Origin of the sequence: Plantibacter flavus, assembly GCF_051487245.1 — a bacterium.
Taxonomy (GTDB): Bacteria; Actinomycetota; Actinomycetes; order Actinomycetales; family Microbacteriaceae; genus Plantibacter; species Plantibacter flavus_B.
In genome coordinates this window covers 296970-314483 of record NZ_JAHVDH010000004.1, presented here as the reverse complement: position 1 = coordinate 314483, position 17514 = coordinate 296970, and the positions used below count along the sequence as shown (strand labels likewise).

Sequence of the window (17514 nt, the reverse complement as noted above, 5' to 3'; positions counted from 1 at the left end):
GAGGGCATGGACGACGCACAACGCCGACGCCGGCTGATCCCCGAGCCCGTGGACCGGTTCGCCACGGGCGAGGAGTACCCGGAGTACCGGGTCGACCTCGAACGCATCCGGTTCTCGCCCTACTTCGCGCGACTGTCGGCGGTGACGCAGGTGGTGTCGCCGTCCGGTGTCGGCCAGGTCGTCCACAACCGCCTCACGCACTCGATCAAGGTCACCGCTGTGGCCCGCGCCATCGCGATGCAGCTGACGACGACCGATCCTGCGCAGACCGCCATCGTCGAGCGACTGGGCGGCTGCGACCCCGTCGTCGTCCAGGCTGCGGCCAGTGCCCACGACCTCGGGCACCCGCCGTTCGGACACCTCGGCGAGCAGGTCCTCGACCGCCTCGCGCGCGAACGCCTCGGCCTCGCGGAGGGGTTCGAAGGCAACGCTCAGTCGTTCCGCATCCTCTCCGCTCTCGACGTGTGCGAGACGGTGAAGGAAGGCCTCAACCTCACGGCGGCCTCGCGCGCCGCCGTCCTCAAGTACCCGTGGGGACGCACGATGAGTCGCCCGGAGATCGACTCCGAGGATCCGACCCGCCTCCCGCGGGGATCCACGGCGAGCCGCTGGGAGACCGCGCCGCCGAAGTTCTCCGCGTACACGCTCGACCTCGACGACATGCTCGACGCCCGCAGCGCCTTCACCGCGATCGCGCCCTGGCAGCAGACCGTCGAATGCTCGGTGATGGACGTCGCCGACGACATCGCCTACTCCCTCCACGACCTCGACGACTTCTACCGCGCGGGGGTGCTCCAGCAGGCGGCCGTCGCCGTCGAGTTCCGCACGTTCCTGCGCGATCAGGTGGCGCTCGCGGCCCTCGACACCGAGGAACTGTGGAACCGCACGCCGGGGCACTCGCTCGAACTGCTGCGCCGCCGCATCGTGTCGCGCGACCCCTGGATCGCGAGCGACGAGCACTTCCGGGCGTCCGTGCAGCGGGTTGCGACGGAACTCGTCGAAGGTCTGCTCGCCGTGCCGTTCGACGGATCGAGCCGCACCGAACGCGCCATCGAGTCGTTCGTGTCCTCGTGGATCGGACGACTGCAGCGTTCCGTGCTCGTGGTCGAGGAACCGAACGTCCGCTCAGGACACGTGTCGCTGCTGCCCGAGGCGTGGCACGACGTCACCGTGCTGAAGTTCGTCCACACCCGATTCGTCATCGACCGGCCCGACTTCGCCACCTACCAGCGCGGCCAGTCTCGCGTGCTGAACGTGCTCGTCACCGAACTCGACAGCTGGCTGGACGACCCGCGCGACGGCGCGCGCGCACCGCAGAAACTCCTCGACTTCGTCGAACTCGCCACCGACGGCTACTTCCGCCTCCGCGCAGACAACCCCGACTGGCTGCCGGTCGACCCGGAGTCGAAGGGCCGCCACCGCCCCCTGACCGACGCTCGTGCGCTCGGCAGGCTCGGCCGCGCCCGCGGCATCCTCGACTACGTCGCGTCCCTCACCGACGAGCAGGCGACGGCGCTCGCCGCCAGGCTTCGCGGCGATCGGGAGGCGTGGGCCTTCGGCAGCTGACCGGGCCCGACGTGACGACGGCTCCAGACGGGCGAACCCGCTCAGGGTGGCACTGATGAACGCGAGCTCGCCGTCGCACGGGGTTTCGATCCGGTGCCGGCTCGCGCGACGCAATACGGATAGTGGCGGGCTCATGGTCGCCCGGGGCGGGTACGGTGGCGGCATCGCCTGGCGGATGCCGGGGTGGAGGATGGACGGGACGCACTCATGGGAAATCTGCTCTACGGGACGCCGCCCACGCTCCACGAGATCGAGGATCGACTCCTCGCCCACCTGCAGGTGGTCATCTTCAGCAAGTTCCGCCGCAACGAGAGCTTCGCCTTCCACCTCGAGGCCGTTCCCGGCCGGGGGACGGGGCGTCAGTCCCTGTGGCTGAACCCGACCATCCCGTTGCAGTTCGCCTTCTCCGGCAGCCGTGCGCCGGAGATGAACCGAGAGTGGCTGGCGGTCCTCCTCGAGCAGGCGAACAGCGCCAAGGGATTGCGTGTGGTGCCCGAACCGGTGTTGGCCGCGGGCAGTATCGCGCGGATGGATGCCGTCGCCTGACCGCAGCATCAGAGCGCGCCTGAACGCGCACGCATCATCCCTCGACGACGGGGCGGTCGGGATGATGCTCAACAGAGTTGGGGGCGATCATGGCCGTTCGGTCAGACGAGGCGCGGCTTCCCGACTTCTCGGCGCTCGGAGCGCCGCGAGCCTCCACTCGCTTCTTCCCGTCGTCCACCGTGCTGTTCGAGAGCTCGCATGTGAACAGCGCCGGTCCGGGAGGCCTGGTGGTCACGCGCGAGGCGGTCGTGCTCGGCGCCTCCCCTGACACGGTCCACGTGACCTCCGCCGACCTCCTCGGCTGGATGATGGAAAGCGGCGGTGGGTCGACCTCCCTCGTGGTGTGGTCACACCGCACGGCGGCGCCCCACCGCACGGTGATCCTGCGGCAGTTCACCTCCGCAGCGCGTTCGGCGATGGCCGAGGCGTTCGGCTTCGAAGGTGACCCGCTGCCTGAGGCTGGCTGAGTTCGTCCTGGCCGAAGCGGCCATTATCCGATTAACGCACGCACGTCTACGGGATATCCGCACTTCGAGGTCGACATGAGAATGTATGAACGATGAGTGAGGAAACGAGTCGAGCCGAACGGTTCGAGGTCGCCGGCGATGAGATCGCCCAAGCGCACGAGGTGTTCGGAGGCGCCTACAACGCCGGCGAGATGATCATCGAACCCACCGAGGCGCAGTTCACCTACCGGTACACCTCGATCGGTGATGACGAGCTGACGCTGCGCGGTTCGCAGTTCGCCGGGCATGTCACGGGGACCGTCCTCACGCAGGGCGAGTACGTGGTGTCCTGGCTCACGGCAGGGGAGGGGGCGACCGACCTCGCCGGAAAGCCCGTCCGGTTGGCGCACGGTCAGCCGGCGATGTTCGTGAACGACCAGCTCTCGCAGTTCGACTTCACCGACTACCGCCAGAACCTCATGCACTTCGACGGTGCCTTCCTCGAACGTGTGGCGGCCGACGTCGAGGGCTCCAGCGGTCCCATCCTGTTCGACACGACCGCTCGCCCCACTGGCGAAGCGCTCAGGCGCTGGGCGGCATCCGTGACGGGCGTCGCTCGCGTGATCTACGACGACGACAGCTCGCCGCTGCTGCGCTCCGAGGCGAACCGCACCGCGGCGATCGCGCTGCTGGAGACGTTTCCCCACACGGCCCTGCACGCGCCTGTCGACGTCGGGATCTCCGCGAGCGGCAAGACGCGCGCCGCCGTCGAGTTCATGATCGCGAACGCGCACCTGCCGATCCGCACGGAGCAGGTGGCAGAGGCTGCCGGGATGAGTCTGCGCTCGCTGCAGAGCGCGTTCCGCCGGGAGTACGACATCACTCCCCTCGACTACCTGCGCCGGATCAGGCTCGACCGCGTGCAGGAGGAGCTGCGCCTCGGGGACGCCTCCACGACGACCGTCGCGGCGATCGCCGGCCGCTGGGGGTTCGCTCACCTCGGCCGCTTCTCCGCCTCGTACACGAGTCGCTTCGGCGAGTACCCCAGCACGACGCTCGGCTCCTAGCGGGGCATCGGGCGCTCAGTACTCCGAGAAGTCCTCCAACGCGGAAGACACCCTCTGGTTCGCCTCCGGGTACGGCCTGAGCTCGACCGTCGTCGACGATTCGATGCTCACCAGGAGACCCGGCGTGATCAGCACGTCCAGCGCAGCCCCGAGCGCGAGCGGGATGGACACGAACGCCCCGCCGTCCTGCACGGCCCGTTCCACCGCGTCCTTGAGTGATCGGACGTCAGCAACCGGATCGAGCAGGTACGTTCCCCGACCGATCGTGATGATGCGCTGTCGTGCCATCGGCTCTCCGTCCGTTCGCTCCCACCAGGGTAAGGAACCAGCCGGAACCCTCGCGGAGGGTTGACGATCGGCGCGAGCCGTGCGGGGTGCTCAGCGCCGCCGCTCGACGCGGGTCTCCTCCCAGACGGGTTCGTCGGCGGTCTGGACCCGACCGTCCGAGCCGAACACGAGGAACCGGTCGAACCCGCGCGCGAACCAGCGGTCGTGCGTGACGGCGATGACGGTGCCCTCGAAGCCCGCGAGGCCCTGTTCCAGTGCCTCGGCTGAGACGAGGTCGAGGTTGTCGGTGGGTTCGTCGAGGAGCAGCAGGGTCGCGCCGGACAGTTCGAGGAGCAGGATCTGCAACCGGGCCTGTTGCCCACCGGAGAGCGACTCGAAGCGCTGCTCCGCCGCCCCGGCCAGCCCGTAGCGGTCGAGCACCCGGCTCGCCGCTTCGCGCGGGAGGCCCGAACGGTGGTCGTCGCCCCGGTGCAGGATGTCGAGCAACGTCCGGCCGACGAGCTCCGGATGCTGGTGGGACTGCGCGAACCAGCCGGGCTGCACGCGCGCACCGAGCGTGGCGACGCCCTCGTGGAGCACCGGCTCGAGCGCGACACCGGCCGCAGCCAGGTGCCCCGCTCCGGGGTCGGGATCCGTGCCTCCACCGGCCAGCAGTCGGAGGAAGTGCGACTTGCCCGAGCCGTTGGAGCCGAGCACACCGATGCGTTCGCCGAACCAGATCTCCGCGTCGAACGGCTGCATGAGGCCGGTCAGTTCCAGCCCGGTGCACACGACGGCCCGACGCCCGGTGCGCGCACCGCGAAGTCGCATGGTGACGTTCTGGTCCTTCGGGCGCTCCTCGGGTGGACCGACCTCCTCGAACTTCGCGAGCCGTGTCTGGGCGGCGCGGTAGCGGGAGGCCATCGAGTCGTTGAACTTCGACTGCTCGCGCAGCCGCAGCACGAGTGCACGGAGCTTCACACGGTCCTCGTCCCAGCGTCGGCGCAGTTCGTCGAGGCGGTCGAGTCTGGCGTCGCGGGCCTCGTGATAGTTCCGGAAACTCGCGCCGTGGGTCCAGGTCGTGCTCCCTGCCGCGCCGACCTCGAGGGTGATGATCCTGGTCGCCGCCTCGGCCGGCAGCTCGCGGTCGTGGGAGACGAGGAGCACCGTCTTCTTCGTCTCGGCGAGTCTGCCTTCCAGCCAGCGTTTGGTCGGCACGTCGAGCGAGTTGTCCGGCTCGTCGAGCAGGAGCACCTGTTCGGGACCGCGGAACAGCGCCTCGAGGACGAGCCGCTTCTGCTCGCCGCCCGAGAGGGTGCCGAGTGTGCGCCACTGCGCGCGGTCGTAGGGGACGCCGAGTGCTGCCTCGCAGCAGCTGTCCCAGAGCACCTCCTGGTCGTAGCCGCCGGCGTCCGCGTACTCCGCGAGGGTCGTCGCATACGCCATCTGCGTCGCCTCGACGTCGTCTTCCATGAGGGCGAGTTCGGCTCGGTCGACAGCCTCCGCGGCTGCGCGCACCCGTGGCGGCGCCACCTGCACCAGGAGGTCGCGCACGGTGCGTTCGTCGCCGCCGCGGCCGACGAACTGATCCATCACGCCGAGCCCGCCGTCGATCGCGACGACGCCGGAATCGGGCTGCAGTTCGCCGCGGATGAGCCGCAGCAGCGTCGTCTTCCCGGCACCGTTCGCGCCGATGAGCGCTGCGATCGCGCCCTCGCCGACCCGGAACGAGACCTCGTCCAACAGCGTCCGGCCGTCGCTCAGCGTGTACGTGAGATCGCTGACGTCGATGTAGCCCATGGTGTGCACTCCCCAGGGAGCTTCCCGCTCCCGAACGGGCCCCGATGCGTTGCGAGGGGCCGCCCACCGCCTGGCGAGCCGACCAGTCTAGCCCGCTACGCGCAGTCGGTCGAGGTGCGCCTGCTCCGGTGCCTGCACCTGGCTCTCGTTCCCGAGCCTGGGTCCTGTCCCCGAGCGTGTCGAGGGGCCTCAGTCGAGCGAGCCGACGATGTCGACGATCCAGGCGCGCACCGTGGCGTCATGCTCGATGAACCACTCGCCGTGATACCCGCGCGGGACCCCCTCGACCACCATGATGAGCGCCAGGTAGAGCGACCAGAGGCGGGCGCGTCGGCGGGCGTCGTCGTCGGGCAGGAGGTCGCGGCCGGACTCCTCCCGGTAGGCGCGCAGCAGTTCGGTGTCCGTGGCGATCGCCTCGGCGACGTCGGTGAACAGGGCGAGCGACACGAGGTCCGCCGTCGGGTCGGCCCAGTGCGCACGTTCATGATCGATGACACCCGTGAGCTGCGCTTCGTCCGCACCGTGCTCCGGCATGACGAGCAGGTTGCCGGACCACAGGTCGAAGTGGACGAGGACGGCCCCATCGACGGACTCGAAGGCGTGCAGCGACGACTCGACGACGCGCCGGATGGCCTCGGCGTCGACCGGAAGCTCGACCTCGAAACGCGTCGCATCGGCGAGGACGGCCTCGACCGCCAGTCGATAGCCTGCCGCAGCGGTCGGGGCCTGCAGCTCGGGCCGGAAGGGATAGCCGAAGGCGTTGCCGCTGTGGAGACCGTTCGGGAGTGTCAGCGGATCGGACCCGTCGTCGTCGCCTGCGGGCGCATCGTCGTGTGGTCCGGCGAACGGAGTGCGACCGGCCTCGTGCAGCCGGGCGAGCGTCCGGCCGAGCACGTCGCGGCCGAGCGGCACGATCTCGGTGCTGCTGCCGGGGCGACCGGTGAGCTCCGTCATCACGAGGGCGTCGCGGTCGTCGAGCGTCGTCTCGAGGACGATGTTCGGCTGCGGGACGTCTGCACGCCCGAGGATGCGGATCGCGAGCGCCTCGGTCGGCATGAGTTCACGCTCGTAGGTGAGGCCGTCGGGCGAGGCCGGGGCGAGCTTGACGATGACGCGCTCACCGCCGTCGAGCTCCACGGCGGCCACCTCGTTCGCGGTGCCGTGGCCGAGCAGGGTGATGGTCGGCGTGCCCGGTTGCATGGCGGGCCGCTCAGCAGCCCAGTGCTCGGCCACCGCCATCATGGTGTCGCTCGGTCGGTGTCGCTCGCTCATCCGGCAACGGTACCCGAGACCGGGTTCAGGGACGTGGGTGCTCAGTCTCCGAGCCGCGAAACGCGATGCTCGCCCCGGCGGCATCGGGGCGAGCAGTCGGGTCCCGTGAGGCTTCCCAGCCGGGGACGGGTCGTGTCCGTGGGTGGCTGGAACCTGGTCAGGCGTCCTGCGTCATCGTGGCGCGAGCATCGTCGGTCGGCCCCTCCACCGCGACCCGGCGGCGGGTACGTCTGGCTGCTGCAGCGGCGATGACGATCACGCCGAGGCCGAGCAGGGTGATCGCGGCACCCGCCCAGATCGGTGAGGTGTACCCGAGACCCGCGGTGATCGTGACCCCTCCGAGCCACGCGCCGAGGGCGTTGCCGAGGTTGAACGCCGCGATGTTCGCACCGGAGGCGAGCGTCGGGGCGTCCGACGCGTAGCGCATCACCCGCATCTGCAGGCCGGGGACCGTCGCGAAGCCGAAGCCGCCCATGAGGACCAGGGCGAAGATCGTCGCGATGGGCGACTGGGCGGTCGCTGCGAAACCGATGAGGATGACGGTGAGAGCGGCGATGACGACGATGAGCGTGCGGTCGAGGTTGCGGTCCGCCGCCTTGCCGCCGACGATGTTGCCGACGAGGAGCCCGACACCGAAGAGGATGAGCAACCACGGAACGGTCGTCGATGCGAAACCGCTGACCTCGGTGAGTGTGTACGCGATGTAGGTGAAGGCACCGAACATGCCTCCGTAGCCGAGGACGGTGACGGCGATCGACATCCACACCTGGCCGGAGCGGAAGGCGCGCAACTCGGCGCGCAGTGAGCCTGGCGCTTCGTCGTGTTCTGGCTTCGGGACGAGTGCGAGGATGGCGATGAACGCGACGACGCCGATGACGGTGATCGCCCAGAACGTCGAGCGCCAGCCGAACTGCTGGCCGAGCAGGGTGCCGAACGGGACGCCGAGCACGTTCGCGGCGGTGAGGCCGGTGAACATGATCGCGATGGCGCCGGCTTGCTTGTGCTTGGGCACCATCGACGCTGCGAGGACGGAGCCGATGCCGAAGAACGCACCGTGGCTGAGGGCGGCGATGATACGACCGGCGAGCATCACCTCGTAGTCGCCTGCGAGGGCGGAGACGAGGTTGCCGGCGATGAAGAGGACCATGAGCGCGAGGAGGACGGGCTTCTTGGGGAGGCGGGTCACTGCTGCGGTGAGCGCGAGGGCGCCGATGACGACCGCGAGCGCGTAGCCGGAGATGAGCCAGCCGGCCGCGGCTTCCGAGACGCCGAAGTCTGCGGCCACCTCGGGGAGCAGCCCCATGATGACGAACTCGGTGAGACCGATGCCGAAGCCGCCGAGGGCGAGGGCGATGAGACCGATGGGCATGTGAGATTCCTGCGATTCCGGGAGTTGGGGGTGAGTGCTGGAGTTCAGCGGGCCATGCGCGTACGCTGTTAGTTGCAAGCGCGTGATAAATATGGTTGCACACGCTTGGTAATTGCGCAAGCAGATATAACGCGTCTGCAATGAAATGAACCGAACCAACCCGACCGAGGAGGAACGATGGGCATCGCTGACGACGCCGTCGAGGTACGAGCGCAGGGCTGGCGAACACTCGCCGCCCTCTACGGTGCGATCGAGTCCGACCTCGAACGGGCACTCCAGGCCGAGGCGCGCCTCTCCGTCGTCGAGTACACCGTGCTCGACGCACTCAGCCGCCAGGACGGCTGGCACATGCGCATGCAGCAGCTCGCCCGCGCGACGGCACTGTCGCCGAGCGCGACGACGCGACTCGTCAACCGTCTGGAAGACCGCGCATTGCTCACCCGCGTCCTCTGCGCGGACGACCGCCGCGGCATCTACACCGAGCTGACGGCCGCCGGCAAAGCGCTCCTGGAGGAGGCGCGGCCGGTCCACGACCGCGCACTGGAGGACTCGCTCGGTGCCGCTGAACAGCTTCCGGAGCTCGCCCCACTCGTCGACGCCATCCACCGCCTGGAGCCCGTCGCCGCTCTGCCCTAACTCAGGAAGGGCTCGGCGTGTCGCGTGGCCGGACCGGCCACCGGCGTCGACACGCCGACCCGTTCCTGAGTTAGGGACATGGGGCACGGGCACGGGGTGTCGGCGGGTGGTGCCATGCTGGGACCTTCGACACCGAGGAGCAGGATGAGCGTCGCACCACCGAGCACGTCAGCGCTGGTCCGTCCGTCCAAGCGGGTGCTGTTCGCCTACCTCGGCGCCGCACTCATCTGGGGTGCGAGCTTCCTCTTCATGAAGACGGGCCTCTCCGGGCTCTCGCCGGCGCAGGTCGCGCTGTCCCGCCTCGTGCTCGGCGCCCTCACGCTCTGCATCATCATGCTCGTCACACGCCGACGCTGGCCCCGCGAACGTCGGCTCTGGGCGCACCTCGCCGTCGTCTCCGTCTTCCTCTGCGTCGCACCGTTCCTGCTGTTCTCGTGGGCCGGCCAGTTCCTGCCCTCCGGGTTGTCGAGCATCCTCAACGCCACCACCCCGATCATGACGCTCGCCGTCGGCGCGATCCTGCTCCCGAAGGAACGCCTCAACGGTCTCCAGGTGTTCGGCATCTTCGTCGGCGCACTCGGGGTCGCGATCGTCGTCGGGCCGTGGCGCATCCTCGGCGACCCGGCCATCCTCTCCTCGGTCCCCGCCCAGCTCGCGTGCCTCGGCGCGACCCTCTGCTACGGCATCGCGTTCGTGTACCTGCGGAAGTTCGTGCTCGGCACCCACGGCTACGACGCCGTGGTCATCTCCGCCGTCGAGATCTCCCTCGCCGCGGTGATCATGCTCATCCTGTCGCCGTTCATCGCGATGCAGCCCGTCTCACTCGACGTCACCGTCGTGCTCAGCATGCTCGCGCTCGGAGCGCTCGGCACGGGAGTCGCCTACATCTGGATGACCACCATCGTCGACACCTGGGGCCCGACCGCGGCGTCCACCGTCACCTATCTCACCCCACTCGTCGGCGTCGTGCTCGGCATCCTCGTGCTCGGTGAGGTGCTGCACTGGAACGAACCACTCGGCGGAGTCATCGTCGTGCTCGGCATCCTCGTGAGCCAGGGCAAGCTCCGGCTGAAGCGGCGTGCGCGTCCCGTCTCGGTCTAGGGTGGGCGGACGGGCGCCTGCCACCGGGCGCCGTCCAGACCACGGGACGAGGGTTCACATGCGCATCGCATCCGGGCAGTTCTCCGCAGGGACCGACGTCGAGGCGAACCTCGAACGCGTCGTCGCCCTCCTCGGCGAGGCTGCTGCCGGTGGTGCCGAACTGCTCGTGCTCCCGGAGATGAGCGGCTACGCGACGTCGGCGCCGCCCAGCGCGCTCGCCGCAGCCGCTCAGCCGCTCGACGGGCCGTTCATCGCCGGTGTCGCAGCGGCGGCCGCCGCGCGCTCGGTGGCGGTCGTCGTCGGCACGATCGAGGAGAACCCCGACGGACTGCCGTTCAACACGCTCGTCGCCATCAGCGCGGAGGGCGAGATCGTCGCCACCTACCGCAAGGTGCACCTGTATGACGCGTTCGGCTATGCGGAGAGCGACGGCATCACGGCAGGCGAGATCACCGAACCGTTCGTGCTCGACCTCGGCGACCTGCGCCTCGGGGCCATGACCTGCTACGACCTGCGGTTCCCGGAGAGCGCCCGGCGGCTCATCGACGCCGGCGCGAACGTCATCCTGCTGCCCGCCATGTGGATCACGGGTCCCGGTAAGGAGGACGCCTGGACGACGCTCGTGCGCGCCCGCGCCATCGAGAACACCGCCTACGTCGTGAGTGCGAACCAGACCGGCCCGCTCGCCACCGGCAACTCGATCGTCGTCGACCCGGCCGGTGTCGTCGTCGCCGCAGCCGGTGAGGCACCCGGGCTGGTGTTCGCCGACCTCGAGGGCGCACGAATCGAAGCCGTCCGTGCCCGCGTGCCCTCGCTCGCGAACCGTCGCTTCGGCGTCGTACCGCTCGACGCGCCCGCTTCCGCACCCGTTCGGACGACCCCGTGAGCGACCCGGTCGGGCTCTCCGAGGTCGTCACGATCACGCGTGACCTCATCCGCATCGACACCTCCAACTTCGGCGGCGGTCGAGCGGTGGGCGAGTCGCGCGCGGCCGACCTGGTCGAACGGTTGCTCGGCGAGGTCGGGATCGTCTGCGAGCGGTTCGAGGCCGAGCCCGGGCGCACCAACCTCGTCGCTCGCTGGCCCGGCCGCGACCGCACCCTCCCGGGACTGCTGCTGCACGGCCACCTCGACGTGGTTCCGGTGGACGCGGCCGCGTGGAGCGTCGACCCGTTCGGCGGTGAGATCGCGGACGGTCTGCTGTGGGGCCGAGGCGCTGTCGACATGAAGAACATGGTCGCGATGATCGTCGCTTCGGTGCGCCGCCTCATCACCGCCGGCGAGCAGCCGGAGCGCGACGTCGTCCTCGCCTTCTTCGCCGACGAGGAGGCCGGTTGCGTCCTCGGGTCGCAGTGGATGGTCGAGCACCACCCGGAGCAGTTCGCGGGCGTCCGCGACGCGATCAGTGAGGGCGGCGGCTACAGTGTCGCGCTCGGCGCTCAGCCCGACGCCCGCGCCTACCTGCTGAACACGGGGGAGAAGGGTGTGCTCTGGCTCCGGTTGACCGCGCACGGAGCTGCCGGACACGCTTCGCTCGCGAGCACCGATTCGGCGATCGTGAAGCTCTCAGCCGCCGTCGGTCGCATCGGCGCGCTCGACTGGCCGGTGTCGTTCACCGAGACGACGACCCACCTGTTCGAGCGCTTGCGCGAGCTCACCGGGGCTTCGCCCGAGCTGTCGCCGTTCGAACTCGCCGCCCTCGTCGGACCGAGTGCCTCCCGCCTGCGTGCCGGGCTGCAGAACGTCGCGAACGTGACGATGATCTCCGGCGGGTACAAGGAGAACGTCATCCCGGAGTCGGCGACGGCGACGGTCGACGCGAGGTTCCTTCCGGGGCAGCGCGACGAGGTCATCGAGCGGATCCGGGAGGCGGCCGGCCCCGACGTCGACGTCGAGGTGCAGCTCGAGCTCATCGCGATGGAGTCACCGAACGACGGCGAGCTCGTGTCGGTCATCGGCGCGGCGATCGAGCGACACGATCCCGGCGCGACCGTGCTGCCACACCTCATCCCGGGAGGGACGGACGCGAAGGCACTGTCGCGGCTGGGGATCACCGGTTACGGCTTCATCCCGTTGCGCCTCCCCGCCGACTTCGACTTCCCGGGCATGTTCCACGGGGTCGATGAGCGTGTCCCGCTCGACGCCCTCGACTTCGGTTGCGCGGTGCTCACGGACATCATCCGCTCGGCGTGACGCCGGGGCCGGCGCAGAGGCCCGCTCGCCGAGCTTGAAGAGGCGCGCCCCTCGACAAGCTCAGGGACGGGGTCACCGTTCAGGGAACCGGACGCCGCCCAGGGACAAGGGTCACGTCGTCGTGATCGTCCGGGTACCGGGTGACCGATCGGTGTTCGGGTTCGCCGATCGACCACCCGGGATCGGGTGGTGCGGTGGTGCTGGCGAGCTCGGGGTCTGGGAGTCTCGAAGGGTCTAGCGATCTGCTGCGAACGGACCGGACAGCTTGGCCCATTGCAGCAGCATGATGGTCTTCGCATCGATGATGTCGTCGCCGATGCGCGCGATGGCCTCGTCGATGTCGAGTTCGAGGAGTTCGATCTCCTCACCCTCTTCGGCGAGTCCGGCCCAGTCTCCCTGGCGGGTGGCCGGGTCGTACACGGCGGCGTAGAAATGGAGTCGTTCGGTGACGGAGCCGGGGCTCATGTAGACGTCGAACACGTGCTCGAGCGCCTCGACCGCGTAACCGGTCTCCTCGAGGGCCTCGCGCGCGACGGCGGTCTCGGGATCGTCGTCGTCGAGGAGGCCGGCGGCCGTCTCGATGAGGTCACCTGTGGGGTGGCCGTTCACATATGCGGGATAGCGGAACTGCCTCGTGAGCAGCACCCGCCGCGATTCGGGGTGGTGCAGCAGGATGGTGGCGCCGTTGCCGCGGTCGTAGGTCTCGCGCTGCTGCGTGGACCATGAGCCGTCGCGGTCCTGCACGTTCAAGGTGGTGCGTCGCAACACATGCCACGGGGAGGCGATGAGTTCGACCTCTCGCACTTCCACCTTCGGGTTGCCGCGGAGGTCGAGCCCCGTGCGGTGCAGCCCCGTCCGCCCGCGTGCGTCAGGGATGTCAGCCCCGGGCTGGGAAGCGCGGATTGTGGGGGAGTCGACCATGTCCCGAGCTTAGAGCGAGGAGCCGACGCTCGGTAGCGGGATATCCCCGCCACCGGCTGCACACGCGCTCGACACGGCGACATCTCCTGTTGCTAGTCTCTCGCCTGTACCGGCATCGGCGACGGAGGACTCATGGGCAAGCTCATCTACACGGCGATCACCTCGCTCGACGGCTACATCGCTGATGAGGACGGCTCCTTCGACTGGAGCATGCCGGACGCGGAGGTGCACGCCTTCGTGAACGATCTCGCGAGCACCGTCGGGACCCAGCTCTTCGGGCGGCGCATGTACGAGGTGATGAGCTTCTGGGAGACCGCCGACGAGCTGCAGGACGCACCGCCGGAGATCAGGGAGTTCACGCGCCTGTGGCAGGCGAGCGACAAGGTCGTGTACTCGACGACGCTCGACGCCGTGTCGACGGCACGCACCACGCTCGAGCGTTCGTTCGACCCTGAGGCTGTGCGGCAGTGGAAGTTCGAGTCGGACCAGGACCTCAGTGTCGGAGGCGCCAACCTCGCGGCCGAGGCCATCGCGGCGGGCCTTGTCGACGAGGTGCACCTGTTCATCACGCCCGTCATCGTCGGCGGCGGTCTGGCGGCGCTGCCCGCGAACCTGCGTCGACGGCTCGAGCTGCTCGACGACCATCGCTTCGCGAGCGGTGTCGTCCACCTCCGCTACGCCGTCACCGACATCCCGGTGTGATCGTTGGCGCGCTCGTTCGCCCCGAATCGTCGTCTGTGCGGCTCGTGAGCGACGATTCAGGGCGGATCAGCGAGGATCAGAGGGCTTCGAGGACGATCGCAGAACCCTGACCGCCACCACCGCAGATGCCGGCGGCACCGATCGAGCCCGGGCCTGCCGCGGCGAGGCGACGGGCGAGATGCCCGACGATCCGCGTGCCCGAGGCGCCGATCGGGTGGCCGAGGGCGATGGCTCCACCGTTGGCGTTCACGATCGCCGGGTCGACACCGAGCTCGTTCGTGGAGTGGACCGAGACGGCCGCGAAGGCCTCGTTGATCTCGACGGCCGCGAGGTCGGCGGCGCTGTGGGAGGTCTTCGCGAGGGCGGCGGTGATCGCGTTCGACGGTTGCGCGTGCAAGCTCACGTCGGGGCCTGCGACGAGCGCGTGGGCGACGACGCGGGCGAGCGGGGTGATGCCGTGCGCAGCCGCAGCCTCCTCGCTCATGAGGACGACCGCTGCCGCTCCGTCGGTGATCTGCGAGGAGTTGCCCGCCGTGATGGTCCCTTCGCCGCCGAACGCGGGCCGCAGCCCGGCGAGCGACGCTGCGGTCGTGTCGGCGCGCAGCCCGTCATCCGTGCTGACGAGGGTCGCTCCCTTCCGACCGGGGACCGAGAACGGTTCGATCTCCTCCGCCTGGATCGCGGCTGCCGCCGCGAGGCGCTGGTGGGAACCGGCCGCCCACGCGTCCTGCTCCGGGCGCGCGATGCCGAGCGCACCGTTGCGCTCCTCCGTCGACGAGCCCATCGACCGGTGCTCGAAGGCATCGGTGAGGCCGTCGTGGTCGAGGGTGTCGATGAGCTCGATCGCGCCGTACCGCTTGCCGGCGCGCGAACCCGACCAGGCGTGCGGGGCGAGGCTCATCGACTCCTGGCCGAGGGCGACGACGACATCCACCTCACCGGCGTCGATGAGGCGGGTGCCGGTGACGATCGCCTCCATGCCGGACAGGCACACGGCGTTGACCGTGATGGCGGGCACGGTGAAGGGGATGCCCGCGCCGACCGCCGACTGCCGAGCTGGGTTCTGACCAGCCGCGCCCTGGAGTACCTGGCCGCCGACGACCTGCTGCACGTCCGCAGCGTCGACGCCGGCGCGGGAGAGCGCAGCGCGGATCGCGTGGGCGCCGAGCTCGGTGGCAGGGACTGAGGCGAACTGTCCGTTGAACTTCACGAACGGGGTGCGGGCGTACCCGACGATGACGGTGCTCATGCTCGTGCCTCCTGAGGCGTGGTCGGGGCGCTCGGCACCCCGCCGGTGGTGGTCGGATCGAGATCGACGGCGAACTCCGCCCCCGTCATCGTGCGCAATTCGTCGACACTGGTGTCCGGGGCGAACGCCCGCAGTACGAGCGCTCCCTCGACGATATCGAACACGGCCCGGTCGCTGATGATCCGGTGGACGACGCCGATGCCCGTGAGCGGAAGGTCGCACTCGGCGACGATCTTCGGACTGCCGTCCTTCGCGACGTGCTCGGTGACGACGATGACGCGCGGCGTTCCAGCGACGAGGTCCATCGCGCCGCCCATCCCCTTCACGAGCTTGCCCGGGATGGTCCAGTTCGCGAGGTCGCCGGCACCCGACACCTGGAGGGCTCCGAGGATCGCCACCTGCACGTGACCGCCGCGGATCATCGCGAACGAGGTCGCGGAGTCGAAGTAGGAGCCACCTTCGAGGAGGGTGACGGTCTGCTTGCCGGCGTTGATGAGGTCGGCGTCCTCCTCGCCTTCCACGGGGAACGGGCCCATGCCGAGGAGGCCGTTCTCGCTCTGCAGGGTGACGTGCACGCCGCTCGGCAGATGGTTCGCGACCAGCGTCGGGATCCCGATGCCGAGGTTCACGTACTCGCCGTCGCGCAGTTCGGAGGCGGCGATCGCCGCCATCTCGTCTCTCGTCCACACCATGATCAGACCCCTGCCTGTGCGGGCGCGGCCGCCGGGCGGACCGTGCGCTGTTCGATGTCCTTCACCCGCAGTGTCGAGGTGATGAGACGCTGGATGTAGATGCCGGGGGTGACGATCGTGTTCGGGTCGAGGTAGCCGTCCTCGAGTACCTGCTCCGCCTCGGCGATCGTGAGTCGACCGGCGGTCGCGACGATCGGGTTGAAGTTGCGCGCGGTGTGCCGGTAGACGAGGTTGCCTTCCCGGTCGGCGCGGAACGCGTGCACCAGGGCGACGTCTGCCACGATGCCGCGTTCGAGCACATAGGTCTCGCCGTCGAAGACCGCAGTCGGTTTTCCTTCAGCGACCGGGGTGCCGACGCCGGTCTTCGTGTAGAAGCCCGCGATGCCAGCCCCGCCAGCCCGCAATCGTTCGGCGAGCGTGCCCTGCGGGGTGAACTCGACCTCCAGTTCGCCGTCGAGGAACTGCTGCGCGAACAGCTTGTTCTCGCCGACGTATGAGGCGACGACCTTCCGCACCTGGCGGTTCTCGAGCAGGATGCCGAGGCCTTTGCCGTCGACGCCCATGTTGTTGGAGACGATCGTGAGGTCGGTCGCCCCAGTGTCGCGCAGGGCCTCGATGAGGTCCGTCGGGTTGCCGCTGAGACCGAAACCGCCGACGGCGATGGTGGCTCCGTCCTGCACGACCTCGTGCAACGCCTCGGCTGCGCTCGACCAACGTTTCGACATGTCACTCCTTCGTGGATGGCGGCAACGCTCGCATGTTCACATCGTGAGTCATGGGTGCGCCTTCGTCCAGTTAGTCACAGGCACGCGCGAGCGTCAAAGGGTGCGGTGACAGGCAGCAGCCAGCGACTCATGACGTGGGCGCGGGTGGCGCGTATGCTCACGATATGGACAACTGGGGTGGCGAGCGTGGCTGAGCCGGTGCGGGGAGCCCAACTGGTGTCGCGCGTCGGCAGCATCCTCCGGATCGTGTCGGAGCATCCGGGCGGCGCATCGTCGTCGGCTGTCGCGTCCGCCACCGGTCTGACCCGGCCCACCGCGCACCGTCTCCTCGCGGCACTCGCGGCCGAGGGGTTCCTGGACCACGACGCGAAGCAGGCCCGTTGGCATCTCGGCCCCGAGCTGTTCCTGCTGGGGTCGCTCGCGGCGGAACGCTACGACGTCGCCGAACTCGCCAGGGAGAGTGTGCGGATCCTCGCCCATGAGAGTGGTGAGAGCGCCTTCCTGTCCGTGCGGCGCGGCTTCGAGACGGTGTGTCTGCTGCGCGAGGAGGGCAGCTTCCCGGTGCGGTCGTTCGTGCTGACGGAGGGCGTGCGCTTCCCGCTGGGGGTCGCTTCCGCGGGCCTCGTGATCCTCGCGTTCTCGAGTGACGACGAGGTGGACGACTACCTCGCGCGGACGGATCTCGTGGAGCGCTGGGGTGCAGCGCATGCTCCGGAACCGGTGCGCGAACGGATCCGGGAGACTCGCGAGCGCGGATATGCCGTGAACCCGGCCCTCATCCTCGAGGGCAGCTGGGGGATGGGTGCGGCCGTGTTCGACGGCGCCGGCAACCCTGCCTGGGCGCTGAGCCTCACCGGCATCGAGTCGCGTTTCCGGCCAGAGCGTCAGGCATTCCTCGGCGAGCTGCTCCTCGAGCAGGCGCACGAGCTCTCGAAGCGGCTGCGCTGACCCGAGCGTGCGCG

The 17514-nt window shown here is 69.4% G+C and carries 18 protein-coding genes; 10 read left to right on the top strand and 8 right to left on the bottom strand.

Annotation, left to right across the window (positions count from 1 at the left end; translation table 11 throughout):
* Nucleotides 1-6 precede the first annotated feature (6 nt).
* The 4 genes from KXS11_RS11740 (at nucleotide 7) to KXS11_RS11725 (ending at nucleotide 3625) form a co-directional block, all read left to right on the top strand.
* Complete coding sequence (locus KXS11_RS11740; RefSeq protein ID WP_437385770.1) at nucleotides 7-1566, top strand: deoxyguanosinetriphosphate triphosphohydrolase family protein; 1560 nt, start codon at nucleotides 7-9, stop codon at nucleotides 1564-1566.
* 183 nt (nucleotides 1567-1749) lie between these two features.
* A complete protein-coding gene (locus KXS11_RS11735) occupies nucleotides 1750-2112 on the top strand; it encodes a DUF7882 family protein (protein WP_437385769.1) in 363 nt (120 codons plus the stop codon).
* An 89-nt stretch (nucleotides 2113-2201) separates the two neighbouring features.
* Nucleotides 2202-2579, top strand: coding sequence for a hypothetical protein (locus KXS11_RS11730; RefSeq protein WP_437385768.1), 378 nt, complete (start codon nucleotides 2202-2204; stop codon nucleotides 2577-2579).
* Between the two features lie 92 nt (nucleotides 2580-2671).
* A complete protein-coding gene (locus KXS11_RS11725) occupies nucleotides 2672-3625 on the top strand; it encodes a helix-turn-helix transcriptional regulator (protein ID WP_437385767.1) in 954 nt (317 codons plus the stop codon).
* Nucleotides 3626-3640: 15 nt separating this feature from the next.
* Here KXS11_RS11725 and KXS11_RS11720 read toward each other — a convergent pair whose 3' ends face one another.
* The 4 genes from KXS11_RS11720 to KXS11_RS11705 all read right to left on the bottom strand — a co-directional run bounded on the left by KXS11_RS11720 (nucleotide 3641) and on the right by KXS11_RS11705 (nucleotide 8333).
* On the bottom strand, nucleotides 3641-3913 hold the full coding sequence (locus KXS11_RS11720; protein WP_437385766.1) for a hypothetical protein: 273 nt from the start codon (nucleotides 3911-3913) through the stop codon (nucleotides 3641-3643).
* Between the two features lie 90 nt (nucleotides 3914-4003).
* Nucleotides 4004-5692, bottom strand: a complete 1689-nt coding sequence (locus tag KXS11_RS11715) for an ABC-F family ATP-binding cassette domain-containing protein (RefSeq protein ID WP_437385765.1) — start codon at nucleotides 5690-5692, stop codon at nucleotides 4004-4006.
* Between the two features lie 189 nt (nucleotides 5693-5881).
* A complete protein-coding gene (locus KXS11_RS11710) occupies nucleotides 5882-6964 on the bottom strand; it encodes a phosphotransferase family protein (RefSeq protein ID WP_437385764.1) in 1083 nt (360 codons plus the stop codon).
* 157 nt (nucleotides 6965-7121) lie between these two features.
* Nucleotides 7122-8333: an MFS transporter gene (locus KXS11_RS11705; RefSeq protein ID WP_437385763.1), complete on the bottom strand. Its 1212-nt coding sequence runs from the start codon at nucleotides 8331-8333 to the stop codon at nucleotides 7122-7124.
* Between the two features lie 177 nt (nucleotides 8334-8510).
* Here KXS11_RS11705 and KXS11_RS11700 point away from each other — a divergent pair, with 177 nt between their 5' ends.
* The 4 genes from KXS11_RS11700 (at nucleotide 8511) to KXS11_RS11685 (ending at nucleotide 12263) form a co-directional block, all read left to right on the top strand.
* Nucleotides 8511-8969: a MarR family winged helix-turn-helix transcriptional regulator gene (locus KXS11_RS11700; RefSeq protein ID WP_437385762.1), complete on the top strand. Its 459-nt coding sequence runs from the start codon at nucleotides 8511-8513 to the stop codon at nucleotides 8967-8969.
* 144 nt (nucleotides 8970-9113) lie between these two features.
* Nucleotides 9114-10070, top strand: a complete 957-nt coding sequence (locus KXS11_RS11695) for a DMT family transporter (RefSeq protein WP_437385761.1) — start codon at nucleotides 9114-9116, stop codon at nucleotides 10068-10070.
* A 58-nt stretch (nucleotides 10071-10128) separates the two neighbouring features.
* On the top strand, nucleotides 10129-10956 hold the full coding sequence (locus KXS11_RS11690; RefSeq protein WP_437385760.1) for a carbon-nitrogen hydrolase family protein: 828 nt from the start codon (nucleotides 10129-10131) through the stop codon (nucleotides 10954-10956).
* Nucleotides 10953-12263 carry a M20/M25/M40 family metallo-hydrolase gene (locus tag KXS11_RS11685; RefSeq protein WP_437385759.1) on the top strand — a complete coding sequence of 437 codons (1311 nt, stop codon included), beginning with the start codon at nucleotides 10953-10955 and terminating at the stop codon, nucleotides 12261-12263. The genes KXS11_RS11690 and KXS11_RS11685 overlap by 4 nt, the downstream gene beginning before the upstream one ends.
* 234 nt (nucleotides 12264-12497) lie before the next feature.
* On the opposite strand, the gene KXS11_RS11680 is transcribed toward KXS11_RS11685, so the two are convergent.
* Nucleotides 12498-13184: an NUDIX domain-containing protein gene (locus KXS11_RS11680; protein WP_437385758.1), complete on the bottom strand. Its 687-nt coding sequence runs from the start codon at nucleotides 13182-13184 to the stop codon at nucleotides 12498-12500.
* A gap of 132 nt (nucleotides 13185-13316) precedes the next feature.
* Between KXS11_RS11680 and KXS11_RS11675 the strand changes: the two genes are divergently transcribed.
* The gene (locus tag KXS11_RS11675; RefSeq protein WP_437385757.1) at nucleotides 13317-13886 is read left to right on the top strand and encodes a dihydrofolate reductase family protein; all 570 of its coding nucleotides are present in this window, start codon (nucleotides 13317-13319) and stop codon (nucleotides 13884-13886) included.
* 76 nt (nucleotides 13887-13962) lie between these two features.
* On the opposite strand, the gene KXS11_RS11670 is transcribed toward KXS11_RS11675, so the two are convergent.
* Genes KXS11_RS11670 through KXS11_RS11660 form a run of 3 tightly spaced genes read right to left on the bottom strand, consistent with a single transcriptional unit; the run spans nucleotide 13963 to nucleotide 16552 of the window.
* On the bottom strand, nucleotides 13963-15135 hold the full coding sequence (locus KXS11_RS11670; RefSeq protein WP_437385756.1) for an acetyl-CoA C-acyltransferase: 1173 nt from the start codon (nucleotides 15133-15135) through the stop codon (nucleotides 13963-13965).
* Nucleotides 15132-15827: a CoA transferase subunit B gene (locus KXS11_RS11665; RefSeq protein ID WP_437385755.1), complete on the bottom strand. Its 696-nt coding sequence runs from the start codon at nucleotides 15825-15827 to the stop codon at nucleotides 15132-15134. Before KXS11_RS11665 ends, KXS11_RS11670 begins: the two co-directional genes overlap by 4 nt.
* A gap of 2 nt (nucleotides 15828-15829) precedes the next feature.
* On the bottom strand, nucleotides 15830-16552 hold the full coding sequence (locus KXS11_RS11660) for a CoA transferase subunit A (RefSeq protein ID WP_437385754.1): 723 nt from the start codon (nucleotides 16550-16552) through the stop codon (nucleotides 15830-15832).
* A 153-nt stretch (nucleotides 16553-16705) separates the two neighbouring features.
* Here KXS11_RS11660 and KXS11_RS11655 point away from each other — a divergent pair, with 153 nt between their 5' ends.
* The gene (locus tag KXS11_RS11655; protein ID WP_437385753.1) at nucleotides 16706-17500 is read left to right on the top strand and encodes an IclR family transcriptional regulator; all 795 of its coding nucleotides are present in this window, start codon (nucleotides 16706-16708) and stop codon (nucleotides 17498-17500) included.
* The last annotated feature ends 14 nt before the right edge of the window (nucleotides 17501-17514 follow it).

Bases quoted from the DNA above. Each gene is read 5' to 3' on its own strand.
- KXS11_RS11740 (WP_437385770.1), top strand. From the start codon at position 7: ATGGACGACGCACAACGCCGACGCCGGCTGATCCCCGAGCCCGTGGAC.
- KXS11_RS11730 (WP_437385768.1), top strand. From the start codon at position 2,202: ATGGCCGTTCGGTCAGACGAGGCGCGGCTTCCCGACTTCTCGGCGCTC.
- KXS11_RS11725 (WP_437385767.1), top strand. From the start codon at position 2,672: ATGAGTGAGGAAACGAGTCGAGCCGAACGGTTCGAGGTCGCCGGCGAT.
- KXS11_RS11720 (WP_437385766.1), bottom strand. From the start codon at position 3,913: ATGGCACGACAGCGCATCATCACGATCGGTCGGGGAACGTACCTGCTC.
- KXS11_RS11715 (WP_437385765.1), bottom strand. From the start codon at position 5,692: ATGGGCTACATCGACGTCAGCGATCTCACGTACACGCTGAGCGACGGC.
- KXS11_RS11710 (WP_437385764.1), bottom strand. From the start codon at position 6,964: ATGAGCGAGCGACACCGACCGAGCGACACCATGATGGCGGTGGCCGAG.
- KXS11_RS11705 (WP_437385763.1), bottom strand. From the start codon at position 8,333: ATGCCCATCGGTCTCATCGCCCTCGCCCTCGGCGGCTTCGGCATCGGT.
- KXS11_RS11700 (WP_437385762.1), top strand. From the start codon at position 8,511: ATGGGCATCGCTGACGACGCCGTCGAGGTACGAGCGCAGGGCTGGCGA.
- KXS11_RS11695 (WP_437385761.1), top strand. From the start codon at position 9,114: ATGAGCGTCGCACCACCGAGCACGTCAGCGCTGGTCCGTCCGTCCAAG.
- KXS11_RS11690 (WP_437385760.1), top strand. From the start codon at position 10,129: ATGCGCATCGCATCCGGGCAGTTCTCCGCAGGGACCGACGTCGAGGCG.
- KXS11_RS11680 (WP_437385758.1), bottom strand. From the start codon at position 13,184: ATGGTCGACTCCCCCACAATCCGCGCTTCCCAGCCCGGGGCTGACATC.
- KXS11_RS11675 (WP_437385757.1), top strand. From the start codon at position 13,317: ATGGGCAAGCTCATCTACACGGCGATCACCTCGCTCGACGGCTACATC.
- KXS11_RS11670 (WP_437385756.1), bottom strand. From the start codon at position 15,135: ATGAGCACCGTCATCGTCGGGTACGCCCGCACCCCGTTCGTGAAGTTC.
- KXS11_RS11665 (WP_437385755.1), bottom strand. From the start codon at position 15,827: ATGGTGTGGACGAGAGACGAGATGGCGGCGATCGCCGCCTCCGAACTG.
- KXS11_RS11660 (WP_437385754.1), bottom strand. From the start codon at position 16,552: ATGTCGAAACGTTGGTCGAGCGCAGCCGAGGCGTTGCACGAGGTCGTG.
- KXS11_RS11655 (WP_437385753.1), top strand. From the start codon at position 16,706: ATGCTCACGATATGGACAACTGGGGTGGCGAGCGTGGCTGAGCCGGTG.